The sequence below is a fragment of the Xanthomonas sp. LF02-5 genome, from assembly GCF_034105325.1.
Lineage (GTDB): Bacteria > Pseudomonadota > Gammaproteobacteria > Xanthomonadales > Xanthomonadaceae > Xanthomonas_A > Xanthomonas_A sontii.
Map to the genome: position 1 here is coordinate 162,481 of NZ_JAXGGF010000008.1, position 25,479 is coordinate 187,959.

The 25,479-nt window shown below is 67.6% G+C and carries 15 protein-coding genes; 11 read left to right on the top strand and 4 right to left on the bottom strand.

Going from position 1 to position 25,479, the window contains the following annotated elements; genetic code table 11:
* Positions 1 to 2: 2 nt before the first annotated feature.
* From SLW52_RS19080 to SLW52_RS19115, 8 genes are all read left to right on the top strand, one after another.
* A complete protein-coding gene (locus SLW52_RS19080; protein ID WP_267099497.1) occupies positions 3 to 923 on the top strand; it encodes a phosphoglycerate mutase in 921 nt (306 codons plus the stop codon).
* Positions 920 to 2,653, top strand: a complete 1,734-nt coding sequence (recJ, locus tag SLW52_RS19085) for a single-stranded-DNA-specific exonuclease RecJ (RefSeq protein WP_320740912.1) — start codon at positions 920 to 922, stop codon at positions 2,651 to 2,653. The genes SLW52_RS19080 and recJ overlap by 4 nt, the downstream gene beginning before the upstream one ends.
* A gap of 450 nt (positions 2,654 to 3,103) precedes the next feature.
* Positions 3,104 to 6,025 (top strand): VIT domain-containing protein, encoded by a 2,922-nt coding sequence (locus SLW52_RS19090; RefSeq protein ID WP_320740911.1) that lies wholly within the window; start codon positions 3,104 to 3,106, stop codon positions 6,023 to 6,025.
* Positions 6,026 to 6,075: 50 nt separating this feature from the next.
* Positions 6,076 to 6,972: a LytTR family DNA-binding domain-containing protein gene (locus tag SLW52_RS19095; protein WP_170268148.1), complete on the top strand. Its 897-nt coding sequence runs from the start codon at positions 6,076 to 6,078 to the stop codon at positions 6,970 to 6,972.
* A gap of 68 nt (positions 6,973 to 7,040) precedes the next feature.
* A protein-coding gene (gene prfB / locus SLW52_RS19100; protein WP_100224025.1) for a peptide chain release factor 2 occupies positions 7,041 to 8,166 on the top strand; the annotation gives its coding sequence in 2 pieces (ribosomal slippage) (positions 7,041 to 7,115 and positions 7,117 to 8,166; 1,125 coding nt in all).
* 94 nt (positions 8,167 to 8,260) lie between these two features.
* Positions 8,261 to 9,778 (top strand): lysine--tRNA ligase, encoded by a 1,518-nt coding sequence (gene lysS / locus SLW52_RS19105; RefSeq protein ID WP_017917554.1) that lies wholly within the window; start codon positions 8,261 to 8,263, stop codon positions 9,776 to 9,778.
* Between the two features lie 147 nt (positions 9,779 to 9,925).
* A complete protein-coding gene (locus tag SLW52_RS19110; RefSeq protein ID WP_043086876.1) occupies positions 9,926 to 11,062 on the top strand; it encodes a two-component system response regulator in 1,137 nt (378 codons plus the stop codon).
* Position 11,063: 1 nt separating this feature from the next.
* Entirely contained in the window at positions 11,064 to 13,238 is a 2,175-nt protein-coding gene (locus tag SLW52_RS19115; protein ID WP_320740910.1) for an ATP-binding protein, read from the top strand.
* Between the two features lie 46 nt (positions 13,239 to 13,284).
* Here the strand turns inward: SLW52_RS19115 and SLW52_RS19120 are convergent, their stop codons facing one another.
* The 3 genes from SLW52_RS19120 to acnA all read right to left on the bottom strand — a co-directional run bounded on the left by SLW52_RS19120 (position 13,285) and on the right by acnA (position 19,287).
* Positions 13,285 to 14,154 (bottom strand): crotonase/enoyl-CoA hydratase family protein, encoded by an 870-nt coding sequence (locus SLW52_RS19120; RefSeq protein ID WP_320740909.1) that lies wholly within the window; start codon positions 14,152 to 14,154, stop codon positions 13,285 to 13,287.
* Between the two features lie 149 nt (positions 14,155 to 14,303).
* The gene (locus SLW52_RS19125; RefSeq protein WP_017917557.1) at positions 14,304 to 15,989 is read right to left on the bottom strand and encodes a long-chain fatty acid--CoA ligase; all 1,686 of its coding nucleotides are present in this window, start codon (positions 15,987 to 15,989) and stop codon (positions 14,304 to 14,306) included.
* Between the two features lie 538 nt (positions 15,990 to 16,527).
* On the bottom strand, positions 16,528 to 19,287 hold the full coding sequence (acnA, locus tag SLW52_RS19130; RefSeq protein ID WP_320740908.1) for an aconitate hydratase AcnA: 2,760 nt from the start codon (positions 19,285 to 19,287) through the stop codon (positions 16,528 to 16,530).
* A 149-nt stretch (positions 19,288 to 19,436) separates the two neighbouring features.
* Here acnA and SLW52_RS19135 point away from each other — a divergent pair, with 149 nt between their 5' ends.
* Genes SLW52_RS19135 through acnB form a run of 3 tightly spaced genes read left to right on the top strand, consistent with a single transcriptional unit; the run spans position 19,437 to position 22,748 of the window.
* Positions 19,437 to 19,700 (top strand): AbrB/MazE/SpoVT family DNA-binding domain-containing protein, encoded by a 264-nt coding sequence (locus SLW52_RS19135; RefSeq protein WP_010343322.1) that lies wholly within the window; start codon positions 19,437 to 19,439, stop codon positions 19,698 to 19,700.
* Positions 19,697 to 20,104, top strand: coding sequence for a type II toxin-antitoxin system VapC family toxin (locus SLW52_RS19140; protein WP_017908728.1), 408 nt, complete (start codon positions 19,697 to 19,699; stop codon positions 20,102 to 20,104). The genes SLW52_RS19135 and SLW52_RS19140 overlap by 4 nt, the downstream gene beginning before the upstream one ends.
* A 52-nt stretch (positions 20,105 to 20,156) precedes the next feature.
* Positions 20,157 to 22,748: a bifunctional aconitate hydratase 2/2-methylisocitrate dehydratase gene (gene acnB, locus SLW52_RS19145; protein ID WP_320740907.1), complete on the top strand. Its 2,592-nt coding sequence runs from the start codon at positions 20,157 to 20,159 to the stop codon at positions 22,746 to 22,748.
* A 132-nt stretch (positions 22,749 to 22,880) separates the two neighbouring features.
* Here the strand turns inward: acnB and SLW52_RS19150 are convergent, their stop codons facing one another.
* Positions 22,881 to 25,478, bottom strand: a complete 2,598-nt coding sequence (locus tag SLW52_RS19150; RefSeq protein ID WP_267084381.1) for an EAL domain-containing protein — start codon at positions 25,476 to 25,478, stop codon at positions 22,881 to 22,883.
* Position 25,479: the final 1 nt, after the last annotated feature.

Sequence of the window (25,479 nt, forward strand, 5' to 3'; positions counted from 1 at the left end):
CGATGGCGGTCGCCACCTTGCTGTTGCCGGAGCGGGTCCGCCTGGCCGGCGCCGTGCTGGCCGGCGAGGTGGCGCGCGCGTTCGGCCGCGCCGACCGCACGCAGGCCGTGCCCGGCGGCGAGGCGCAGTTGCGCCGCCATTTCGTGCTGGCGGAAGCATCGCTGCCGGCCGCGGCGCTGACCCGCCAACTGGACGCCGGCGATGCCGGCGACGGCCTGTGGCTGCGCGCCGATCCCGCCTATGTGGTGCCGGACATGCAGGGCGCGCGGCTGATGGCGCATGGCGACATGCTGCCGCTCGACGCGGTGGACCTGGACGCGCTGTTGCCGGCGGTCCAGGGCGTGTTCGCCGAGAGCGGGCTGACCCTGGACGCGCCCGATCCGACCCGCTGGTACCTGCGCCTGCCGGCCGACAGCGTGCTGCCGGTGTTCGCGGCACCGGCGCAGGTGCTCGGGGCGGACCTGTTCGATCATCTGCCGCAGGGCGAGGATGCGCGCCGCTGGCGTGCCCTGCTGACCGAAGTGCAGATCGTGCTGCACCAGCATCCCTGGAACCGCGAACGCGTCGCCCGCGGCCAGCCGGCGATCAATTCGCTGTGGTTCTGGGGCGGCGGCCGCCTGCCGGCCACCGTCGGCACTGCGCATGCGCAGGTGCGCAGCCGCGATCCGCTGTTGCGCGCGTTGGCCCAGGCCGCCGGCGTCGCCGATGCGCAGGCGCCGCGGGTCGATGCGCTGGTCGACCTGCGCCAGTTGCGCGCGCCCGAGCAGTTCGTCGGCGAGGTGGTGCAGCCGCTGCTGCAGGCGTTGCGCGATGGCGAGCTGCAGCAGCTGCAGCTGGATTTCGAGGACGGCACCTGTTTCCGTATCGCTCCCGCGCAACGCTGGCGCCTGTGGCGGCGGCCGCTGTCGCGCCTGGACGCATGAGTTCCAGCGCGCGCATCGTGCGGCGGCCCGCGGCGGCCGCGACCGGCCCGTGGCATGAGGCCACCTTGCCGCTGCTGCGGCGCATCTATGCCGCGCGCGGCGCGCACGACAGTGGCCTGGCGCAGCCCAAGCTGGCGCAACTGCTGCCGCCGGATGCGCTGAGCGGCATCGACGCCGCGGTGGCGTTGCTGGCCGAAGCCATCGCGGCGGGCAAGCGCATCCTGGTGGTCGGCGATTTCGATTGCGACGGCGCCACCGCCTGCGCGGTGGCGGTGCGCGGGCTGCGCCTGCTCGGCGCCGCGCAGGTGCTGCATGCGGTGCCCAACCGCATGGTCCATGGCTACGGGCTGTCGCCGGCGCTGGTCGCGGAACTGGCGCCGTTGCAGCCGGACCTGCTGGTGACGGTGGACCACGGTATCGCCTGCCATGCCGGCGTCGCCGCGGCCAAGGCGCTGGGCTGGCAGGTGCTGGTCACCGACCACCACCTGCCGGGTCCGGCCTTGCCGCCGGCCGACGCCATCGTCGATCCGAACCTGGCCGGCGACGCCTTCCCGAGCAAGATGCTGGCCGGCGTCGGGGTGATCTTCTACGTGCTGCTGGCCTTGCGCCGGCACCTGCGCGTGCGCGGCGCGTTCGCGGCGGCACCGCCGGACCTGAGTGGGCTGCTGGACCTGGTCGCGGTCGGCACCGTCGCCGACCTGGTGCCGCTGGATCCCAACAACCGCGCGCTGGTCTCGGCCGGTTTGCGCCGGTTGCAGCGTGGCGAAGGTTGCCTCGGTCTGCGCGCCCTGATCGAGGCCAGCGGCCGCGACCCGGCACGGCTCAGCGCCAGCGACATCGGCTTCGCCCTGGCACCGCGGCTCAACGCCGCCGGCCGCCTCGAGGACATGGCACTGGGCATCGAGTTGTTGCTGTGCGAGGACCCGCAACAGGCGCGCACGATCGCCGCGACGCTGGAAGAGATCAACGCCGAGCGCCGCGCCGTGCAGCAGCAGATGACCGACGAGGCCGAAGCGGTGGTGGCGCAGGCGCTGCTGGCCGCGCCCGAGCAGCCGCCGGTGGCGGTATGCCTGTTCGATGCGCAGTGGCATCCCGGTGTGATCGGCCTGGTCGCCTCGAAGATGAAGGACCGCTTGCACCGGCCGGTGATCGCCTTCGCCCCGGCCGAGCCGGGCAGCACCCAGTTGCGCGGCTCGGCGCGTTCGATTCCCGGCTTCCACATCCGCGACGCGATGGCGGCGGTGGAGGCGCAGCGGCCGGGCCTGATGGAGAAGTTCGGCGGCCATGCCATGGCCGCGGGCCTGAGCCTGCCGCAGGACGCGCTGGCCGAGTTCGAAGAGGTGTTCCGCGCGCATGCGCTGGCCAGCCTGGACGCGGAACTGCTGCAGGCCGAACTGCTCAGCGACGGCGTGCTGGAACCGCACGAACTCGACCATCGCCATGCCGAGGCGCTGCGCCAGGGTGGACCATGGGGGCAGGGCTTCCCCGAGCCGCTGTTCGATGGCGAATTTGAGGTGCTGCAGTGGCGCGTGCTGAAAGAGCGCCACCTCAAGCTGAGCCTGCGCTGTCCTGGCCGTGCCGCGCCCTTGAACGCGATCCACTTCAACGGCTGGCACGGCCGCGAACCGGGCCGCCGCGTGCACATCGCCTATCGGCTGGTCGCCGACGACTACCGCGGCGGCGATGCGGTGCAACTGGTGGTGGAGCACTGTCTGCCATTGGATGGCTGAGCAGTTGGCGGTCTGACGCTGCGCGTGGTGCCGGACCCTCACCCCAACCCCTCTCCCGGTGGGAGAGGGGCTTTGCGTTCCCTTCTCCCGCCGGGACCATGGCCCCTTCTTGGGGGAAGGTGCCCCGCAGGGGCGGATGAGGGTACGGGCGCAGCCTCGCATCGCCAAAGCGCTGCGCCTTGCGCCGCACCCTCACCCCAACCCCTCTCCCGATGGGAGAGGGGCTTTGCTTTCCCTTCTCCCCCCGGGAGAAGGTGCCCCGCAGGGGCGGATGAGGGTACGGACGCAGCCTCGCATCGCCAAAGCGCTGCGCCTTGCGCCGCACCCTCACCCCAACCCCTCTCCCGATGGGAGAGGGGCTTGCGCGTCGCCTGAGTCTGGACGCACACAAGCAACCCCATCGTGTCACGGCGGACGTTCAAGCCATACCGTCCCAGCAAGGAGCGATCCATGCCGTCCACCATGCGCAGAAGCGTGTACGTGTTGTTGCTTTCGTTGTCGTTACTCGCCGCGGTCCCGGCCGGGGCGCAGTCCGCGCCGCAGCGGCAATTGGTCGCGCCGTTGCTACACACCGACGCCGGCGAACGTCCGGTCGAACTGCGCTCGGCGACAGTGCGTGCGCATGCCGCCGGCGGCCTGGCCGAAACCACAGTGGAGCTGGAGTTCTTCAATCCCAACGCGCGCGTGCTGGAAGGGCAGCTGACGTTCCCGCTGCGCGAGGGGCAGCAGCTCAGCGGTTTCGCCCTGGACGTCGATGGGCAGATGCGCGACGCGGTGCCGGTGCCCAAGGCGCGCGGGCGCCAGGTGTTCGAAGCGGTCGAGCGGCGCGGCGTGGATCCGGGCCTGCTCGAGCAGACCGCCGGCAACCAGTTCCGGCTGCGCGTCTACCCGCTGCCGGCGCATGGCAGCCGCCATGTGCGCCTGGTCTATCGCGAATCGCTACAGCGCACCGCCGCCGGCTGGCAATGGCGCTTGCCGCTGGCGTATGCGGTCGGCGCGCGGTCGCTGCAGGTCGCGCTGAGTACCCAGGCCGCGCCTGATGAACGCGTGGCGACGCCAGGCATGCGGCTGCTGCCGACGGCGGACGGTGGCTACGCCGCGTCCTGGTCCGGCAGCCCGGCGCAGTTGCCGTCGGAGCTGGTGCTGTCGCTGCGCGCAAGCGCCACGCCGCGCGTGGCGACCGGTCTCCACGATGGCCAGCGCTACTTCCAGGCGCTGGTGCCGATCGCCGACCTGCATGGCCCGCGCCCGCTGCCACAACGCATCGGCCTGCTTTGGGATGCGTCCGGTTCGGCACGGCAGCGCGACATTCCGGCCGAACTGGCCTTGCTGCAGCGCTATTTCGCCGCGGTCGGCACCGCCCAGGTCGATCTGATCGTGCTGCGCGACCGTGCCGCGGCGCCGCGCAGGTTCCAGGTGCGCAACGGCGACTGGAACGCCTTGAAGGCGGCGTTGCAGGCCGAGCAGCCCGACGGCGCCAGTGCGCTGGGCGACTGGCAACCGGCGGCGCAGGTGCAGGAGTATCTGTTGTTCAGCGATGGCCTGGGCAACTACGGCGCGCAGACCATGCCGACGCTGGCGCCGGGGCAGCGCCTGTATGCGATCGACTCGGCCGGCGTGCACGCCGATGCCGCGCGCCTGGCGGCGATCGCGGAAGCGCGCGGCGGACGCGCGATCGCATTGCAGGGCCTGCCGGGCGTGCAACTGGCCAGCGAGCGGCTGTTGCGGCGTGGCGGCGAACTGGTCGCGCTGGACGGTAGCCAGGTTGCCGATCTGGTCGCCGATTCGCGCGACGCCGACGATGGCTACCTGCGCATCGCCGGGCGCCTGCTCGGCGCCGATGCGACGCTGCACCTGGAGATCGCCACCGCCGCCAGCACCCGACGCCTGAGTTTGCCGTTGCGCGAGGCGGAGGAAGTTCCAGGCGACCTGGTGCCGGGCGCCTGGGCACGGGCCATGCTGCGCAACCTGTCCGCCGATCCGCAGGGATCGGCCGCGCGCCGCCAGGCGCTGGCGACGCGCTTCGGGCTGGTCAGCGCCGACACTTCGTTGCTGGTGCTGGAGAATGCCGACGACTACGCCCGCTATGGCATCCCGGCGCCCACGGCGCTGCGTGCGGCGGTGGCGGGTGCGCAGGTGCGGCAGCAGAAGCTGCAGGACGACACGCGCAAGCGACGCATCGACGCGATCGCCGAAGCGTTCGCGCAGCGTGTCGCCTGGTGGCAGCGGCGCTTTCCCAAGGACGCGCCGCCAGTGGCGATCGCCGCCGCTGACACTGCCGACCAGCGCATGCAGACCCCGTCGGGCCCGCAACGGTCCATGGCCCTCGCAGCGCCTGCGCCGATGCCCGCTGCCGCGCCTGCACTCGCGCCGCTGGAACTGGACATCGTCGGCGGTTCGTCCGGCGCGCCCAGCGACGCGGCCGCGTCGGCGACTGCGCGCGAGCGTGTGGCGGCTCCGGCCACGATCTCCCTGGCCGTGCAGCCCTGGCAGCCGGATTCGCCGTATGCGCGGCGCCTGCGTGCGGCCGCAGCGGACGCGGTGTATCCGCTGTATCTGAGCGAACGCGCGGCGCACGCCGATAGCGTGGCGTTCTACCTGGACGTGGCCGATGTGCTGTTCGAGCGCGGCCAGCGCGACCTGGCCCTGCGGGTGCTCTCCAACCTGGCCGAGCTGCAACTGGAAAATCGCCATGTGCTGCGCGTGCTCGGCTACCGGCTGCTGCAGGCCGGTCGCGCCGACCTGGCGGTGCCGGTGTTCGAGCAGGTGCTGCGGCTGGGCGAAGAGGAGCCGCAGAGTTTCCGCGACCTGGGCCTGGCCTATGCCGCGCGCGGCGACGCGCAGGCGGCGATCGCACAGCTGTATCAGGTGGTGGTGCGCGACTGGGACACGCGCTTCGACGGGGTGAGCATGATCGCGCTCAACGAACTGAACGCGATCGTGGCGCGGGCGCCGCGGCCGCTGGACACCGGCTTCGTCGACCCACGGCTGCTGCGCAACCTGCCGCTGGACCTGCGCGTGGTGCTGAACTGGGACAGCGACAACAGCGACATGGACCTGTGGGTGACCGACCCCAATGGCGAGCGCTGCTTTTACGGAAACCGCGCGACCTACCAGGGCGGCCAGCTGTCGCCGGACTTCACCGGCGGCTACGGGCCGGAGGAGTTCTCGCTGCGCACCGCCAAGCCCGGCAAGTACAAGGTGGAGGCGAACTTCTTCGGCGAGCGCCAGCCGCTGGTCACCGGTGCTACCACCTTGCATCTGCAACTGAGCACGGGCTGGGGTACGGCCGCGCAGCGCGACCAGCAGGTGACGCTGCGCCTGGCCGAGCGCAAGGAGACGGTGCTGGTCGGCGAGTTCGACGTGCGCTGATCCGCCCATGGCGCGCCGGCGCGGTCATGCCGGCGCGCTACACTTCGACCATGTCTGATCCGTCCGGCGCCAGCGCCTATTCCCGTTTCCAGCCCTGGCGCCGCAGCTTCGAAATCGGCTTCTGGGTCGCGCTCACCCTGATCAACGCCATCGCCAACAGCGTCACGGTGCTGATCGACATCCGCAACACCGGGCTGCATTTCGCCGCATGGGAGCCGGTGGTCTGGGAGTGGTCCAGCCAACTGATGTTCCTGCTGATCGTGCCGTTGGTGGTGCTGCTGACCCGACGCTACCCGCTGCACTGGGACACCTGGCGGCGCCGGCTGCCGGGCTACCTGCTGGGCAGCGTGGCATTGTCGGTGCTGCACGTGGTGGGAATGGTCGCCCTGCGCAGCCTGGTCTACCGACTGCAGGGCCAGCAGTACGACTTCGGGCCGTGGCCGCAGGGGCTGGCCTACGAATACCTCAAGGACGTGCGCAGCCTGGCCTCGATCGCGCTGTGCGTGGAGATGTACCGGTTCCTGTTGCGGCGCTGGCAGGGCGAGGCGGCGCTGCTCGGCGCGCCCGACGCCGGCCCGCCGGTGGGCTCGCTGGAACGGCCGGAGCGCTTCCTGGTGCGCAAGCTGGGCCGCGATTTCCTGGTCGCCGCGGCCGACATCGAGTGGCTGCAGGCCGCTGGCAACTACGTCAACCTGCGCGTGCGCGGCCACGACTACCCGCTGCGCAGCACCATGGCCGCGATCGAGGCGCGGCTGGACCCGGCGCGGTTCGTGCGCATCCACCGCAGCTACATCGTCAACCTGGCCAGCGTGGTCTCGATCGAGCCGCTGGAGGCGGGCGAGGCCCGGGTGCACTTGCGCGACGGCAGCCAGGTGCCGTGCAGCCGCCGCTACCGCGCCGCGCTGCGCGTGGCGGCCGGGGAGGGCGAGGCGGCGACCGTCGAGTAGTCCGGCGGCGCTGTGGCGCGGCGGCCGGAATTGCTAGAATCGCGCTCTTGTCTGCCGGAAACGCCGCAATGATCGAACTCAATCCGATTCGCCACCGCATCGCCGATCTGTCCGATCGGGTGCTGTCGCTACGGGGGTTTCTTTGACTACGACGCCAAGAAGGAGCGTCTAGAGGAAGTCACCCGGGAGCTGGAAAGCCCCGACGTCTGGAACGACCCCGAGCGCGCCCAGGGCCTGGGCCGTGAACGCGCCAGCCTGGAGAAGACCGTCGGCGGCATCGCCAGCGTGCTCGATGGCCTGAACGAATCGCTGGAATTCCTGGAACTGGCCGAGAGCGAGAACGACGAGGCCACCGCGCAGGCGGTGCTGGCCGACGTCGACCGCTTCCAGGCGCAGGTGGAGAAGCTGGAGTTCCAGCGCATGTTCTCCGGGCAGATGGACGCCAGCAACGCCTTCGTCGACATCCAGGCCGGCGCCGGCGGCACCGAGGCCCAGGACTGGGCCGAGATCCTGCTGCGCATGTACCTGCGCTGGTGCGAGTCGCGCGGCTGGAAGACCGAGCTGATGGAAGTCTCCGGCGGCGAAGTGGCCGGGATCAAGTCCGCCACGCTGCGCGTGGAGGGCGACTTCGCCTACGGCTGGCTGAAGACCGAGACCGGCGTGCACCGGCTGGTGCGCAAGTCGCCGTTCGACTCGGACAACCGCCGCCACACCAGCTTCACCTCGGTGTTCGTGTCGCCGGAAGTGGACGACAACATCGACATCGACATCAATCCGGCCGATCTGAAGACCGACGTGTACCGGTCCTCCGGCGCGGGTGGCCAGCACGTCAACAAGACCGAGTCGGCGGTGCGCATCACCCACGTGCCCACCGGCATCGTGGTGGCCTGCCAGACCGGGCGCAGCCAGCACCAGAACCGCGACAACGCGATGAAGATGCTGGCCGCCAAGCTGTACGAGCTGGAGATCCAGAAGCGCAACGCCGAACGCGATGCGGTGGAGGCGACCAAGTCCGACATCGGCTGGGGCAGCCAGATCCGCAACTACGTGCTCGACCAGAGCCGGATCAAGGACCTGCGCACCGGCGTGGAGCGCTCGGACACCCAGAAGGTGCTCGACGGCGACCTGGACGAGTTCGTCGAGGCCAGCCTCAAGTCCGGCCTGGAAGCCGGCGCGAAACGCAGCGACGCCTGAACCGGCGGCCTCCATCCTGGCGACGGAGGCCATGCGGCGGCACACGGCCCGCCGGCTGGTGCATTCTTTCCCTTCCTCACGCATCCCCCATCCCATGACCGAGCAGACCCCCGCGCCGTCCCTTCCCGTCGACGAGAACAGCCTCATCGCCGAACGGCGCGCCAAACTCGCCGCGCTTCGCGCGCAGGGCGTGGCCTATCCGAACGATTTCCGCCGCAGCGACTTCGCCGGCGATCTGCAGGCCGAGTTCGCCGACACCGAGCGCTGGACCGCCGAGGCGCTGGAGGCCCAGGGCCGCAGCCTGCGCCTGGCCGGGCGCCTGCTGGCCAAGCGGGTGATGGGCAAGGCCAGCTTCGTGCAACTGCAGGACGAGTCCGGGCGCATCCAGCTGTTCCTGCAGGCCAACGCCCTGGGCGAGGCCTACGACGCCTTCAAGGGCTGGGACATCGGCGACATCATCGGCGTGGAAGGCGGGCTGACCCGCACCAAGACCGGCGAGCTGTCGGTCAAGGCCACTGGCCTGCGGCTGCTGACCAAGGCGCTGCGGCCGCTGCCGGACAAGTGGCACGGCCTGTCCGACGTGGAGCAGCGCTACCGCCAGCGCTACGTTGACCTGATCGTGTCGCCGGAGGCGCGCGAGGTGTTCGTCAAGCGCTCCAAGATCATCCGCGCCATGCGCGCCTGGCTGGACGCGCGCCGCTTCCTGGAAGTGGAGACGCCGATGATGCACTACATCCCCGGCGGCGCCACGGCCAAGCCGTTCACCACCCACCACAACGCCCTGGACCTGGACCTGTACCTGCGGGTGGCCCCGGAGCTGTACCTGAAGCGTCTGGTGGTCGGCGGCCTGGAACGGGTCTACGAAATCAACCGCAATTTCCGCAACGAAGGCGTCAGCACCCGGCACAATCCGGAATTCACCATGATGGAGCTGTACGAGGCCTACGCCACGTACCACGAGGTGATGGACCTGACCGAGAACGTCATCCGCGACGTCGCCCGCGAGGTGCTGGGCACCACCCAGGTGCACTGGGACGGCGCCGACATCGACCTGGCGCCGGCGTTCCGCCGCTGGCGCATGGACGAGGCGGTGCGCCACCACAACCCGGAGATCAGCGCCGCCGACTGCACCGACCGCGAGGCCCTGCTGCGCCACTGCGAGCGGCTGAAGATCCGCACCAAGCCGTCCTACGGCTGGGGCAAGCTGCTGCTGGAGATCTTCGAGGCCACGGTCGAGCACACCCTGATCCAGCCGACCTTCATCACCGACCACCCGGTCGAGGTGTCGCCGCTGGCCCGCTCCAGCGACACCGAGCCGGGCTACACCGACCGCTTCGAGCTGTTCATCAACGGCAAGGAAATCGCCAACGGCTTCTCCGAGCTCAACGACCCGGAAGACCAGGCGGCGCGGTTCCAGGCTCAGGTCGCGGCGAAGGACGGGGGGGACGACGAGGCCATGCACTTCGACGCCGACTACATCCGGGCGCTGGAAGTCGGGCTGCCGCCGACCGGCGGCCTGGGCATCGGCATCGACCGACTGGTAATGTTGCTCACCGGCAGCAGCTCGATCCGTGACGTGCTGCTGTTTCCGTACATGCGTCCGGAGGCTTAACCTAGCCGCGGACGAGGTGGCGCGGTTCTTGCACCAGGCGTTGCACGCAAAAGGAAGTGAGGTGGACGGGCCGGGGTGAGTCAGCGTCGGCGCGTTCCCGTTGTCGTCTCAGCAGCCCGCGCAGATGCGACGGGCGGAGGATTGCAGATGCATGATGCCAGCATGAGCCTCTCCGGCGCGTCCTCGAACGGGGACCGTCTCCACTGGGCGGACGGAAGCGACAATCGTTTGAACATCGTCATCGTCGACGATCAGACCTCCGCGCGCACGATGCTGCGGCATGTCATCGAGGACATCGCCCCGGAGCTGACCGTGCGCGACTTCGGCGACTCGCAGGCCGCGCTGGCCTGGTGCGAGGCCGGCAAGGTCGACCTGTTGCTGCTCGACTACCGCATGCCGGGCATGGACGGGCTGGAGTTCGCGCGGCGCCTGCGCCGGCTGCCCAAGCACCGCGACATCCCGATCATCCTGATCACCGTGGTCGGCGACGAGCCGATCCGCCAGGCGGCGCTGGAAGCGGGGGTGATCGACTTCTTGGTCAAGCCGATCCGCCCCCGCGAGCTGCGCGCGCGATGCCACAACCTGCTGCAGCTGCGGCTGCAGAGCGAGAACATCAAGCAGCGCGCGATGTCGCTGGAGCAGCGCCTGCTGGCCAGCATGCGCGAGGTCGAGGAACGCGAGCGCGAGACCCTGTCGCGGCTGGCGCGGGCCATCGAGTACCGCGACGTCGGCACCAGCGCCTACCTGGAACGCATGGCGCACGTGGCCGGGCTGATCGCCGAGCAACTGGGCCTGTCCGAGGACGAGGTGCGGGTCATCGAGATGGCCGCGAGCCTGCACGACATGGGCAAGATCGCCATTCCCGACGCGGTGCTGCTCAAGCCGGGCAAGCTCAACGAGGACGAGATGGCGGTGATGCGCATGCACCCGCGCATCGGCTACGAACTGCTCAGCGGCAGCCAGAACCGTTTCATCCAGGTCGGCGCGCTGATCGCCCTGCGCCACCATGAGCGCTACGACGGCAGCGGCTACCCGGACGGCCTGGTCGGCGAGGCGATCCCGCTGGAAGCGCGGATCGTGGCGGTCGCCGACGTGTTCGACGCGCTGATTTCGCCGCGCCCCTACAAGGAAGCCTGGACCATGGATGCGACGCTGGCCTATCTCTACGCCCAGCGCGGCCGCCTGTTCGACCCGCGCTGCGTGGACGCGCTGTTCCGCGGCCGCGAGCAGCTGCAGGTGATCTGCGAGAAATTCTCCACCGCCTCGGCGCGACCAGGAGTGTGAAATGAAATCTTCATTTCATCGACTGGTTGCCTTTCTGGAGCGTCGTCCCGACAGCGAGCACGCTCAGAATTTGATTCGGATGGTGATTACGGCGCTGTTTTCCACATACATGGGATGGCGGTATTTTCATGAAGGCGTGGTCAATACATTGCCGGCCACTTGGCTGATTCTGCTTTTTGAACTTTTTGTCGCGACAGTGCTGTTCGTAGCGATTTTGCTACGTCCAGGCGTTTCGCATGTGCGGCGGTGGATCGGGATGCTGACCGATTACGCCTGCATCGGCGCGATCATGTGTATCCAGGGCGAGCCGGCCTCGCCGCTATATGCGGTTTACTTGTGGGTCTCTATTGGCAACGGACTGCGCTACGGCAGTCGCTATCTGCGTATCGCGACAACGATGGCGTGCGTCTCCTTCCTGTGCGTGGTGATGATTTCGCCTTTCTGGAGAGGGAATTCGTATCTTGCCTGGGGGTTGTGGGTTGGCTTGTGTGCAATTCCGTTGTATTTCGATTCTTTGCTTAATGCGTTGACTGGTGCTATCGGTGAGGCGCGTCGTGCAAATGACGCTAAAAGCCGCTTCCTTGCCAATATGAGTCACGAATTCCGTACCCCACTCAATGGCCTGTCCGGCATGACCGAGGTGTTGGCGACCACCAACCTGGATGCCGAGCAGCGGGAGTGCGTCAGCACGATTCAAGCGTCTGCCCGCAGTTTGCTGTCGCTGGTAGAGGAGGTGCTGGATATCTCAGCGATCGAGGCCGGCAAGATCCGCATCAACAAGTCCGATTTTCGGTTGCGCGAGCTGCTCGATGGGATTGGCTTGATTCTGAAGCCGCAGGCATACGGCAAGGGTCTAAGTTATCACTTGGATGTCGCTGAAGATGTGCCAGATGTCTTGTCCGGCGATGTTGGGCATTTGCGCCAAGTGCTGCTCAATCTTGCGGGAAATGCGGTGAAATTTACAGAGGTTGGTCGCGTAGAACTGCGGGTTCATGCAGTGCAGCGCCAGCAGGATCACGAAATCAGGCTCGGGTTCGATGTCGTCGATACGGGTATCGGCGTGCCGCCAGAGATGCGTCATCGCCTATTCGAAGCCTTTGAACAGGCTGATGTCGGCTTGTCGCGTCGCTATGAAGGTACTGGACTCGGTACGACCATTGCCAAAGGCTTGGTGGAGGCGATGGGGGGCGAGATCGGTTACCAGGAAAATCCTGCCGGCGGCAGCCGCTTTTGGTTCGAATTGCCGTTGACAGTGAGCGAGGTGCCACCCACGGTCAGGCCGATGGTGCAAGAGGACGCGCCGCTACAAGAGCAGCAGGATCCGAACGGAAATGTCATCGCGTTTTCGGACCCGTTCCTGCGCCATCGGGCTCGGGTGCGTAGCATGCGCATCTTGGTCGCAGACGATCATGCGGCTAACCGAATGGTGCTGCAAAGAATGTTGCAAAAGTCGGGCCATCGGGTCATCTGCGTCGATGGCGCGGAGGCGGTGCTCGACGTGCTTGCGGAATCTGAATTCGATGCGGTGATCGTTGATTTGCACATGCCCGGAATGAGCGGATTGGACATGCTCAAAGAACTCCGAGTCATGCAGTCCATTGGTCCGCGTACGCCCGTCGTCGTGCTGAGTGCCGACGTCACCCCGGATTCCATTCAGCGTTGCGAACAGGCCGGGGCGCACACGTTTCTCGCCAAGCCCGTTGTAGCTGGACGCCTCTTGGATACCTTGGCGGAGATCGCCATGAACGGCAAGTTGCGTGCATTGGAGCCATTACCTAAAGCCACTCATGTAGTGCTGGAAGGAGTGCTCGATTCGTCTGTCTTGGACGAGTTGGCTGGCTTGGGGATGGGGGAAGGGTTTGAAAGGGAGTTCATATCGCAATGCCTCAACGATGCGGAAGGCTGCTTGGGAGGAATGCAGATCGCGGGCGACGCAGGCAATTGGGAGCGTATACGCGAGCATGCGCACGCGATCAAAGGCGTTGCCAGCAATCTGGGATTGCTCAGAATGGCCAGCCTGGGCGGGGAACTGATGCGGATGCCAGATTGGCAGATCAGCAGCGAATGGCGGCAACGTCTCGTTGGCCTCAATGCGAGTCTGACCGAGGGGAGGGAGGCATTGGAGTTGCGTGCGAACAAAGCCGCCGCGCAAGAAGGCGGCGGCGAAATTGGCTGATGAAACTGGCACAGGTCGGGCCAGTCATGTGCCGTTTCGCTGGCGTTTAAGCCGCGACGTAGTGAGAGCGCCGGGATTGCGCCCTGACAAGCCTGTTCATCGTGCGCAAAGACTTTTCTCCGAGTTGTAGCGCCGTATCGACCCAGATCTCTGTGATTTCCATCAGCTCGTCCAAGGACACGCTGTTGACGAGTCGCCGGACTTTGTTCAAGGCCGCGCTGGCGTGCGGCGTGCGGCGATGATTGCGAATGATTTGCTCGACCGCGTTCGCGCCTTGGCCGGTGGGAACCACCACGTCAACCAGTCCCATCTGCAACAACTGCTCGGCGCTGTACAGTGTTCCCTCAAGCATGAATTTTTCCGCATGGCGCGGACTGATGCGTTGACACAGGAACGAGTAAGCTCCCATGCCTGGGAATAGATCGAATAAGACCTCGGGCAGTCCCATCATCACGCCTTGCTCCGCGACGATCGTGTGGCAGCTCAAGGCGGCTTCGAAGCCACCGCCAAGGGCATTTCCCTGGACAAGTGCAATTGTGTGAGCGCCCGCTGCCAATCCAGCATGGAACGCATGTACGCCAACGACGCATTCCCTTGCGTAGCGAAGCAATGCGTCGCGATCCCCTGTCCCGATGAGGTGGCCGAACAGCTCGAGATCACCGCCTAGATTGAAGACATCGGCGTCTGAGGCCAGGACGATGTGGGGGAGGAATGCGTTTTCCTGTTCGATGCGTGCCTTGAGCTCTTTCTGACAATTGACGATCTCGTGCACCAACTGCGAGGAGAAGCAGGCGCGCGTCGGCTGAGTGCGTGCATTTGCGTGCATGTAGATCCAATGCTGTCCTCCCGACGGTGCGGATTCGACACGGAGGGAAGAATAGGCGCGGGTACGGGGCAGCGTGTCGATCGTGCTCATGGCGGGCTCTCGGAAAGACGCCCGCGGAGATGGCGTGGCGCAGCGGGCGAGTGCGTTTCCACCCGGCGGATGCTACACCCGGGTGCCGCGGCCGGAACTCGCCCCGCCAGCGCCTGCACGGGCGCCGCGTGGGCGCCCGTCGGACCTGCTTATTGCGGCGGCGGCGCGTCGCGCAGTTCGCGCCGCAGGATCTTGCCCACGTTGGTCTTGGGCAACTCCTTGCGGAACTCGACGATGCGCGGATGCTTGTAGCCGGTGAGGTTGGCGCGGGCGTGCGCCTTCACCTCCTCGGCGGTCAGGTTGGGGTCCTTCTTCACGATCACCACCTTGACCGCCTCGCCGGATTTTTCGTCCGGCACGCCGACCGCGGCCACTTCCAGCACGCCGGGCATCATCGCGATGACGTCCTCGACCTCGTTCGGATACACGTTGAAGCCGGACACCAGGATCATGTCCTTCTTGCGGTCCACGATGTAGAAGAAGCCCTGCGGATCCATCCGCGCCATGTCGCCGGTGTGCAGCCAGCCGTCGGCGTCGATGGCGCTGGCGGTTTCCTCCGGACGGCGCCAATAGCCCTTCATCACCTGCGGCCCGCGGATGCACAGCTCGCCGACCTCGCCATGGGCGAGGACCTGGCCCTGGTCGTCCTTGACGCAGGCGTCGGTGGACGGGATCGGCAGGCCGATCGCGCCGTTGTATTCGGTCAGGGTCAGCGGGTTGATGCAGGCCGCCGGCGAGGTCTCGGTGAGGCCGTAGGCTTCGACCAGGGTGACCCCGGTGACCTGCTTCCAGCGCTCGGCCACCGCGCGTTGCACCGCCATGCCGCCGCCGAGGGTGAACTTCAGCGAGGAGAAATCCACCTTGTCGAAGCCGGGGGTGTTGAGCAGGCCGTTGAACAGGGTGTTGACGCCGGTGAAGGCGGTGAAGCGGGTCTTTTGCAGCTCCTTGACGAAGCCCGGCATGTCGCGCGGATTGCTGATCAGGTGGTTGAGCCCGCCGAGCTTCATGAAGACCAGCCCGTTCGCGGTCAGCGCGAAGATGTGGTACAGCGGCAGCGCGGTGATGATGACTTCCTTGCCTTCCTCCAGCTTGCCGGTCGCCGAGATCCAGGCGCCGGCCTGCAGCATGTTGGCGACCAGATTGCGGTGGGTCAGCATCGCGCCCTTGGCTACGCCGGTGGTGCCGCCGGTGTACTGCAGGAAGGCGATGTCGTCCGGTTCGATGTCGATCTGAGGCAGCGTGTGCAGGCGGCCCAGGGTCAGCGCGTCGCGGAAGCGGATCGCGTTGGGGATGTCGTAGTCCGGCACCAGCTTCTTGACGTACTTCAGCACGAAGTTGACCAGCGGGCCCTTGGGGAAGCCCAGCATGTCGCCCAGGCCGGTGGTGATGACCTGTTTGACGGGGGTATCGGCGAGCACTTCCTGCACGGTGGTACCGAAGTTGTCGATCACCACCAGGGCGCTGGCGCCGGAGTCGATCAGCTGGTGGCGCAGTTCGCGCGGGGTGTACAGCGGATTGACGTTGACCACGGTCATGCCGGCCAGCAGCACGCCGAAGGTGGCGATGGGGTACTGCAGGCAGTTGGGCATCATCAGGGCGACGCGGTCGCCTTTCTTGAGCTGCAGTTCGCCCAGCAGGTAGCCGGCGAATTGCCGGGCCAGTTCGCCGGCCTCGCGGTAGGTCAGGGTCTTGCCGAAGTTGCAGTAGGCGGGGCGGTCTCCGAACTTGGCCACGGAGCTTTCGAACACCGCGGCGACGGAGCGGTACTCGTCGACGTTGATGTCGGCGCCAACGCCGGCCGGATAACTCTGCAACCACGGACGATCCAGACTCATATTCCCCCTCCAGGAAACGTATTGTTGGGCTCTGTACGGACAGTATCCGCTAGAACCGGCAACGGCAGCATACCGTTCCGTAGGGAAAAGGCGAACAGGGGTGGGGTGGATGCCTTACGGCCTAGCCTGTTTTTGTGCCGCTAGGCCAAGCGTGCTGAAGACTATCTCTGCTGTTGCTGTTGCTGTTGCTGTTGCTGTTGCTTTTACCGGTTCCCTTCCGAAGCGGCGGCCAGTTCGGGGAAAAACCCCGAAGGGGCGGCGCACAAGGACGTGCGCCGTCCGCGGCAGGGGCAGGATGCCCCTTCCGCGGATCCCCGGGCTGGACGCGGACCCGGAGCGCGCAGCGCGGAGGGCGCGAGGCAGGGTGTGCTTTCTTTTGGTTACTTTTCTTTGCACAAGCAAAGAAAAGTAACTCGCCGAAAGGCGAAAGCCTTTGCTCTTGCGTGCGCGCGCCTGCAAGCGTCAATTCGCGGACCCTGGCAGCGCCCCCGCGCAGGCGCGGGGGCCGGGCTTCCGCTGCCGGAAAGCGCAGGGTCGGTCAGCGCGCAGCCAACTGCCGCAGTACGTACTGCAGCAGGCCGCCGTGGCGGAAGTACTCCACTTCCTTGGGGGTCAGCAGCATCACCGCCACCTCGAAGGACTGCGCACTGCTGTCGGCCTTGGTCGCGACGACCTTGGCGCGCTTGCTGGCGCCATCCTGCAAGCCGGTGATCTCGAAGACTTCCGAGCCGTCCAGGCCCAGGCTCTGCGCGTTCTGGCCGTCGAGGAACTGCAGCGGCAGCACGCCCATGCCGACCAGGTTGGAGCGGTGGATGCGTTCGAAGCTCTCGGCGATCACCGCCTTGACCCCGAGCAGGTTGGTGCCCTTGGCTGCCCAGTCGCGCGAGGAGCCGGTGCCGTACTCCTTGCCGCCGATCACCACCAGCGGCACGCCGTCGGCCTTGTACTTCATCGCCGCGTCGTAGATCGCCAGCTTTTCCGGCTGGCCGCCACCGGGCGGGTGGTACAGGGTGTTGCCGCCTTCCTCGCCGCCGAACATCAGGTTCTTGATGCGGATGTTGGCGAAGGTGCCGCGGACCATGACGTCGTCGTTGCCGCGGCGGCTGCCGTAGCTGTTGAAGTCGGCCGGCTGCACGCCGCGCTCCTGCAGGAAGCGGCCCGCCGGCGAGTCCTTCTTGATGTTGCCGGCAGGAGAGATGTGGTCGGTGGTGATCGAGTCGCCGAACAGGCCCAGCACGCGCGCGCCGTGCACGTCCTCGATGCGGCCGACCTGCATGGTCATGCCGTCGAAGTAGGGCGGGTTCTTGATGTAGGTGGAGGCGCCGTCCCACTCGTATAGCTCGCCATCGGGCGAGGCGATGGTGTTCCAGCGGCTGTCGCCCTTGAACACGTCGGCGTAGTTCTGCTTGAACATCTCCGGGCCGACCGTGGCGGCGATGGTGTCGCCGATCTCCTTGTTGCTCGGCCAGATGTCGCGCAGGTACACCGGCTGGCCGTCGCTGCCGGTACCCAGCGGGTCGCGGGTCAGGTCGATGTCGGTGGTGCCGGCGATGGCATAGGCGACCACCAGCGGCGGCGAGGCCAGGTAGTTCATCTTCACTTCCGGATGCACGCGGCCTTCGAAGTTGCGGTTGCCCGACAGCACCGAGGCCACCACCAGGTCGTCCTGGGCGATCGCCGCGGAGACGTCCTCGGGCAGCGGGCCGGAGTTGCCGATGCAGGTGGTGCAGCCGTAGCCGACCACGTAGAAGCCGAGCTGCTCCAGGTCGCGCATGACCCCGGCCTTCTTCAGGTAGTCGGTGACCACCAGCGAGCCCGGCCCGAGCGAGGTCTTGACCCACGGCTGCGCCTTCAGGCCCTTGGCCACGGCATTGCGCGCGAGCAGGCCGGCGCCGAGCATCACCGCCGGGTTGGAGGTGTTGGTGCAGGAGGTGATCGCCGCGATCACCACCGCGCCGTCGCGCAGCTGCCAGCCGGCGCCGCTGGCCTCGGCGTCCTGCGCATGCGCCGCCTGGGCGCCGACCGCAGTGCCGCCGCCGCCTTCGTTCTTGAGCCGGTCTTCCTGCACGGCATCGCTGCGGCGCTTGGCGCGCGCGTCGGCGAACGGCACCAGGCTGTCGCGGTAGTTGCGCTGCATGTCTTCCAGCAGCACACGGTCCTGCGGGCGCTTGGGACCGGCCAGCGACGGCTTGACGTCGCCCATGTCCAGTTCCAGGACCGCGCTGTATTCGGCATGCGCGCTGTCGGCGTCGTGCCACAGGCCCTGCGCCTTGGCGTAGGCCTCGACCAGCGCGATCTGCTCCTCGCTGCGCCCGGACAGGCGCAGATAGGTCAGCGATTCGGCGTCGATCGGGAAGATGCCGCAGGTGGCGCCGTACTCGGGCGCCATGTTGCCGATGGTGGCGCGGTCGGCCAGCGGCAGGTGCTGCAGGCCGTCGCCGAAGAACTCGACGAACTTGCCGACCACGCCGTGCTTGCGCAGCATCTGCGTCACCGTCAGCACCAGGTCGGTGGCGGTGGCGCCTTCGGGCAGCTTGCCGGTGAGCTTGAAGCCCACCACCTGCGGGATCAGCATCGACGAAGGCTGGCCGAGCATCGCCGCTTCCGCCTCGATGCCGCCCACGCCCCAGCCGAGCACGCCGATGCCGTTGATCATGGTGGTGTGGCTGTCGGTGCCGAACACGGTGTCCGGGTAGGCGATCGCCTCGCCGTCGCGCTCGCCGGTCATCACCACCCGCGCCAGGTGCTCCAGGTTGACCTGGTGCACGATGCCGGTGTTCGGCGGCACCACCTTGAAGTTGTCGAAGGCCTTCTGGCCCCAGCGCAGGAAGCCGTAGCGTTCCTTGTTGCGCTGGAATTCGATCTTGCCGTTGAGATCCAGCGCGTCGGGCTTGCCGAACACGTCCACCTGCACCGAGTGGTCGATCACCAGTTCCGAGGGGATCAGCGGGTTGATCTGCTCCGGGCGTCCGCCGAGCTTGACCACCGCATCGCGCATCGCCGCCAGGTCGACCACGCAGGGCACGCCGGTGAAGTCCTGCAGCACCACGCGCGCCGGCATGAAGGCGATCTCGGTGTCGGGTTCGGCCTTGGGATCCCACTTGGCCACTGCCTCGATGTGGTCCTTGCCCACGGTCACGCCGCCGTCTTCGTGGCGCAACAGGTTTTCCAGCAGGATCTTCAGCGAGTAGGGCAGGCGGGCGATATCGAAGCGCTCGGCGAGCTTGGGCAGGCTGTAGTAGGCGTAGCGTTGGCCGTTGACCTCGAGCGAGGCGCGGGTGGAAAAGGAATCGCTCATCACGGAACTCCTATGGCGTCGCGGCTGTAGGGACTGCGGTCATTCTGACCGATTCAGTGTGTATGGCAGGTGTGACCGCCGCTGTATGCGGGCTTGAGTATGACGCTTCAAGTATGTAAAATTCGTACATACCTTGTGGAGCCAGCCCGATGGAAGCCACTGTCGCCGAACGCGGTCAGATCACCCTGCCGAAGGCCGTGCGCGATGCGCTGGGCCTGAGCAAGGGCACCATCCTGAAGGTGGAACTGGATGGCGGCCGGATCATCCTGCGCAAGAGCGTGGACGATGCCATCTCGCGCGCCCGCGGCCGCTTCAAGCTCGACGGCTTCGCCAGCACCGACGAGGCGATGCGCGCCATCCGCGGCCGTGCCCCGGGCGATCCGTTCGAACCCGAGCCCGACGCCGGCGCATGATCGCCATCGACTCGTCCGTGCTGGTGGACCTGCTGGCCGACGGCCCGCAGGCCGATGCCACCGAAGCCTGCCTGCGCCAGTGCCTGAGCACCGGCCCGGTGGTGGTCTGCGACATCGTCCTGGCCGAAGTCTGCAGCGCGCTGCGCGACGGCGCCGAGGCCTTGTCGGTGCTGGAGGACATGAGCATCCGCTTCAGCGCGCTGGAAGCCAAGTCGGCCTTGCGCGCCGGCGAGATGCAGCGCCGCTTCCGCGCCCGTGGCGGCAAGCGCGAGCGGGTGGTGGCCGATTTCCTGATCGGTGCGCATGCGCTGCTGCAATGCGATGGCCTGATCACCCACGACGACCGTTTTTTCCGCGATTACTTCAAAGGCCTGAAGATCATCGTCCCCAAGCCTGCCGGCTGACGCCGCGCCGCCGCTGCCGCACATCCCCACCGTATTTTTCCGGAGAACCCGCATGTTGGAAGCCTATCGCCACCACGTTGCAGAGCGCGCCGCGCTCGGAATCCCGCCGCTGCCGCTGAGCGCGCAGCAGACCGCGCAGGTCATCGAACTGCTGAAGAACCCGCCGGCCGGCGAGGAGCAGTTCCTGGTCGAGCTGCTGAGCCACCGCGTGCCGGCCGGCGTCGACGACGCCGCCAAGGTCAAGGCCTCGTACCTGGCCGCGGTCGCCTTCGGCAGCGAGAAGACCCCGCTGATCTCGCCCACCCGCGCCACCGAACTGCTGGGCACCATGCTCGGCGGCTACAACATCCATCCGCTGGTCGAGCTGCTGGACAACGCCGAGCTGGGCGCCGTCGCCGCCGAGGGCCTCAAGCACACGCTGCTGATCTTCGACGCCTTCCACGACGTGCAGGAAAAGGCCGAGGCCGGCAATGCGCACGCCAAGGCCGTGCTGCAGAGCTGGGCCGAGGCCGAGTGGTTCACCAGCAAGCCGGAAGTGCCGCAGAGCCTGACCATCACCGTGTTCAAGGTGCCGGGCGAGACCAACACCGACGACCTGTCGCCGGCGCCGGACGCCACCACCCGCCCGGACATCCCGCTGCACGCGCTGGCGATGCTGAAGAACAAGCGCGACGGCGCGCCGTTCGAGCCGGAAGAGGACGGCAAGCGCGGCCCGATCCAGGCCATCGCCGACCTCAAGGCCAAGGGCCACCTGGTCGCCTACGTCGGCGACGTGGTCGGCACCGGTTCCTCGCGCAAGTCGGCGACCAACTCGGTGCTGTGGTGGACCGGCGAGGACATCCCGTACATCCCCAACAAGCGCTTCGGCGGCGTGTGCCTGGGGTCGAAGATCGCGCCGATCTTCTACAACACCATGGAAGACGCCGGCGCGCTGCCGATCGAGCTGGACGTGTCGCAGATGGAGCACGGCGACGTGGTCGAACTGCGTCCGTACGAGGGCAAGGCGCTGAAGAACGGGCAGGTGATCGCCGAGTTCGCGATGAAGTCGGACGTGCTGTTCGACGAAGTGCGCGCCGGCGGCCGCATCCCGCTGATCGTCGGTCGCGGCCTCACCGCCAAGGCGCGCGAGTTCCTGGGCCTGCCGGCCTCCACCCTGTTCCGCCTGCCGATGGACCCGCCGGACACCGGCAAGGGCTTCTCGCTGGCGCAGAAGATGGTCGGCCGCGCCTGCGGCCTGCCGGAAGGCCAGGGCATGCGCCCGGGCACCTACTGCGAACCGAAGATGACCTCGGTGGGCTCGCAGGACACCACCGGCCCGATGACCCGCGACGAGCTGAAGGACCTGGCCTGCCTGGGCTTCTCCGCCGACCTGGTGATGCAGTCGTTCTGCCACACCGCGGCGTATCCGAAGCCGGTGGACGTCAAGACCCACCACACCCTGCCGGAGTTCATCTCCACCCGCGGCGGCGTGTCGCTGCGTCCGGGCGACGGCGTGATCCACAGCTGGCTCAACCGCATGCTGCTGCCCGACACCGTCGGCACCGGCGGCGACTCGCACACCCGCTTCCCGATCGGCATCTCGTTCCCGGCCGGTTCCGGCCTGGTGGCCTTCGCCGCCGCCACCGGCGTCATGCCGCTGGACATGCCCGAGAGCGTGCTGGTGCGCTTCAAGGGGCAGATGCAGCCGGGCGTGACCCTGCGCGATCTGGTCAACGCGATCCCGCTGTACGCGATCAAGCAGGGCCTGCTGACCGTGGCCAAGCAGGGCAAGAAGAACATCTTCTCCGGCCGCATCCTGGAGATCGAAGGCCTGCCGGAGCTGAAGGTGGAGCAGGCGTTCGAACTGTCCGATGCCTCCGCCGAGCGCTCGGCCGCCGGCTGCACGGTGCGCCTGAACAAGCAACCGATCGTCGAGTACCTGACCAGCAACATCACCCTGCTGAAGTGGATGATCGCCGAAGGCTATGCCGACGCGCGTTCGCTGGCGCGGCGGATCAAGAAGATGGAGGAGTGGCTGGCCGACCCGCAGCTGCTCGAGCCCGATGCCGACGCCGAGTACGCGGCGGTGATCGAGATCGACCTGGCCGACATCCACGAGCCGATCGTGGCCTGCCCGAACGACCCGGACGACGTGAAGACCCTGTCCGACGTCGCCGGTGCGGCGATCGACGAAGTGTTCATCGGCTCGTGCATGACCAACATCGGCCACTTCCGTGCCGCGGCCAAGCTGCTGGAAGGCAAGCGCGACATCCCGACCCGCCTGTGGGTCGCGCCGCCGACCAAGATGGACGCCTCGGAGCTGACCAAGGAAGGCCACTACGGCACCTTCGGCGCCGCCGGCGCGCGCATGGAAATGCCGGGCTGCTCGCTGTGCATGGGCAACCAGGCGCAGGCGCGCGAGGGCGCCACGGTGTTCTCGACCTCCACCCGCAACTTCCCCAACCGCCTGGGCCGCAACACCAACGTGTACCTGGGCTCGGCGGAACTGGCGGCGATCTGCTCGCGCCTGGGCCGGATCCCGACCAAGGACGAGTACATGGCCGACGTGGGCGTGATCAAGACCAGTGGCGAACAGATCTATCGCTACATGAACTTCGATCAGATCCAGGACTACCAGGACGTGGCCGCGACGGTCGCGGCCTGATCGCCCCGGCGATGCGCTGACGCGACGTGCCGCCCATGCGGCACGGTCGCAACGAAGAGGCCCGGCACTGCCGGGCTTTTTCGTTGGTGGTGCCTGCGCTGCGTACGACGGCGGGTTCGCCGCTTGCCTGCGCTAGGCCTGTGGTGCGGACGCTCGCCCCTGCAGCCAGTGTTCCAGCGCCGCCGCCGGCAGCGCCGGCGCGAACAGGAAGCCCTGCAGCACGCGGCAGCCCAGCCGCGCCAGGAACGCGCGTTGCGCTTCGGTTTCCACGCCCTCGGCGACCGTGTGCATGCCCAGGGTTTCGCCGATCCGCAGCACCGAGGTGGTCAGCGCCCGCGAGGTCTGGCAGTGCTCCAGGTCGCTGACGAAGCTCATGTCCAGCTTGAGCTCGTTGACCGGCAACTGGTGCAGATGGCTGAGGCTGGAATAGCCGGTGCCGAAGTCGTCCAGCGACAGCAGCACGCCGCTGGCCTGCAACTGGCGCAGGTTGGCCAGCACCGCGTTGGTGTTGGAGAGCATGACGCTCTCGGTCATTTCCAGTGCCAGGTCGGACGGTTGCAGGCCGGACGCGGTGAGCAGGCCTTCCACCCGCGTGGGCAATTCGGGGTCGGCGAAGTTGTTCGCCGACAGGTTCACCGCCACGCGCGGCACCGCGATGCCGCGCAGACGCCAGTCGGCCATCTGCCGGCAGGCTTCGCGCAAGACCCACTGCCCGAGTTCGTCGATCAGCCCACATTCTTCGGCCATCGGCACGAACCGCGCCGGCGAGATCGCGCCGAGATTGGGATGTTCCCAACGCAGCAGCGCCTCCACGCCGTAAAGCGCGTGCGGCGCCTGGCTGTCCAGTTGCGGCTGGTAGTGCAGCTGCAGTTTGTTGCGATGCAGGGCGTCGCGCAGCGCGGTCTCCATTGCCACGCGTTCCTGCGCCATGCGGTTCATGTCGGAACTGAAGTAACGCACGCTGTCGCCGCCTTCGTGCTTGGCCCGGAACATGGCCAGGTCGGCATGGCGCAGCAAGGTCTCGATGTCGCGGCCGTCGTCGGGGAACATGGCCACGCCGATGCTGGCGCTGGGGTGCAGGGTCACCTGGCCCACCACCAGCGGCTCGGCCAGAACCAGCAGCAGGCGCTCGGCGACGCCGGCGGCCTGTTCGACGCTGCAGTTCGGCAGCATCAGCACGAACTCGTCGCCGGCCTGGCGACCGACCAGATCGGTCAGGCCCAGGGTGTCGCCGATGCGCTGGGCGATGTCGCGCAGCAGGCCGTCGCCGGCGGCATGGCCCTGGGTCTCGTTGATGCGCTTGAAGCGGTCGAGGTCCACGAACAGGATCGCCACCGGTGCGCCCTGATGCTCGGCGGCGGCCAGCGCCTGCTCGGCGCGGGCGCTGAACATCACCCGGTTGGGCAGGCCGGTGAGCGAGTCGTAGAAGGCGAGCTGGTGCACGCGTGCCCTGGTCTGCTCGCGTTCCAGCGCCAGGGCGCACAGATGCACGCAGAGCTCGATCAGGCGCAGGTGCCAGGCCAATGGCTCGCGCACCTGCCGATAGCACAGCGCGAAGCTGCCGAGGACGCGACCGCTGCTGGACTTGATCGGGGTGGCCACGCAGGTGCCCAACTGCACATGCTGCACCAGCCCCATGTAGTCGGCGAACAGCGGGTCGGTGTGCGGGTCGAGGACCAGTACCTGCTTGCCGCGCCAGATCGAGGTGGCGAGGGCGCCGGCCCGCGGTCCGGCGCGCATGTTGTTCATGGTCTCGCCGAACCGCGCCGGCATGCTCGGCGCCGCCAGCGGCTGCAGGCAGCCGTTGCCGTCCACACTCACGATGGCGGCCATCAGTTCCGGCGCGATGCGCTCGACCTCCTTGCAGATCAGCGTGGCGACCTCGATCAGCGGCTGTTCGCGGACCAGCGCATCCAGCACGTTCTTGTGCAGCACCTCGTGCATCTTGCTCTGGGTGATGTCGGTGAACGAGAGGATGTAGTGCTGTTGGCTGCCGTCCTCGCTGGCGATGGGGGTGGCCACCAGGGTGGCCCACAGCGGCGTGCCGTCCTTGCGGTAGGCCAGGATGTCGGCCTGGTGGCCGAAACCGGCGCGCACGCGTTCGCGGGTGTGCTGCACGGTCTGCAGGTCGGTGCCGGGGCCGCTCAGCACGCTGCTGGGCAGGCGTCCCAGCACTTCGCTCTCGGCGTAGCCGAACACCTGGCTGAAGCCGGCGTTGACATAGAGGGTGTTCAATTCCGGATCGCAGACGACGATGGCGTTGTCGCTGGAGTCCAGCGCCAGCGACAGCAGCCGCATCCTGGCGTCGCGGGCGCGCTCGGCGCTGATGTCGCGCACGAACAGCACCTGCAATTGGCTGTAGTGCTGCGGTGCCCGCGCTGCGCTCACCGCCAGCCAGCGCGCTGCGCCATCGTAGTCGCGCAACAGCAGCTCGTAGCTGCCGCTGCCGCCGTCGTGCAGGCAATGCGCGAGGAAGTCGTCGCGCACGTCGGCATCGGCCAACTCGCCGAGCGGCCGCCCCAGCACCTGCGCGCGGGGACGGTTCCACAGCGCCTCGGCGGTGTGGTTGAAGGCAACCACACGCGCCTGCGGATCGACGATCAGCACGCCTTCCGGCGCGTACTGCAGGCAGAGCAGCAGGTCCAGTTCGGAACGGGCCGATGCCACCCGCGCCGCCTCCACGCTGACGTCGCTGGGCACGCTCGACGTTGTGACGCGGCGGCCCGGCATG

Coding starts and splice junctions, on each gene's coding strand:
- lysS (WP_017917554.1), top strand. CDS start 8,261: ATGACCGAGCAGACCCCCGCGCCGTCCCTTCCCGTCGACGAGAACAGC.
- SLW52_RS19090 (WP_320740911.1), top strand. CDS start 3,104: ATGCCGTCCACCATGCGCAGAAGCGTGTACGTGTTGTTGCTTTCGTTG.
- SLW52_RS19140 (WP_017908728.1), top strand. CDS start 19,697: ATGATCGCCATCGACTCGTCCGTGCTGGTGGACCTGCTGGCCGACGGC.
- SLW52_RS19095 (WP_170268148.1), top strand. CDS start 6,076: ATGTCTGATCCGTCCGGCGCCAGCGCCTATTCCCGTTTCCAGCCCTGG.
- SLW52_RS19125 (WP_017917557.1), bottom strand. CDS start 15,989: ATGAGTCTGGATCGTCCGTGGTTGCAGAGTTATCCGGCCGGCGTTGGC.
- SLW52_RS19120 (WP_320740909.1), bottom strand. CDS start 14,154: ATGAGCACGATCGACACGCTGCCCCGTACCCGCGCCTATTCTTCCCTC.
- SLW52_RS19110 (WP_043086876.1), top strand. CDS start 9,926: ATGCATGATGCCAGCATGAGCCTCTCCGGCGCGTCCTCGAACGGGGAC.
- SLW52_RS19135 (WP_010343322.1), top strand. CDS start 19,437: ATGGAAGCCACTGTCGCCGAACGCGGTCAGATCACCCTGCCGAAGGCC.
- SLW52_RS19080 (WP_267099497.1), top strand. CDS start 3: ATGGCGGTCGCCACCTTGCTGTTGCCGGAGCGGGTCCGCCTGGCCGGC.
- acnB (WP_320740907.1), top strand. CDS start 20,157: ATGTTGGAAGCCTATCGCCACCACGTTGCAGAGCGCGCCGCGCTCGGA.
- acnA (WP_320740908.1), bottom strand. CDS start 19,287: ATGAGCGATTCCTTTTCCACCCGCGCCTCGCTCGAGGTCAACGGCCAA.
- recJ (WP_320740912.1), top strand. CDS start 920: ATGAGTTCCAGCGCGCGCATCGTGCGGCGGCCCGCGGCGGCCGCGACC.
- SLW52_RS19115 (WP_320740910.1), top strand. CDS start 11,064: ATGAAATCTTCATTTCATCGACTGGTTGCCTTTCTGGAGCGTCGTCCC.
- SLW52_RS19150 (WP_267084381.1), bottom strand. CDS start 25,478: ATGCCGGGCCGCCGCGTCACAACGTCGAGCGTGCCCAGCGACGTCAGC.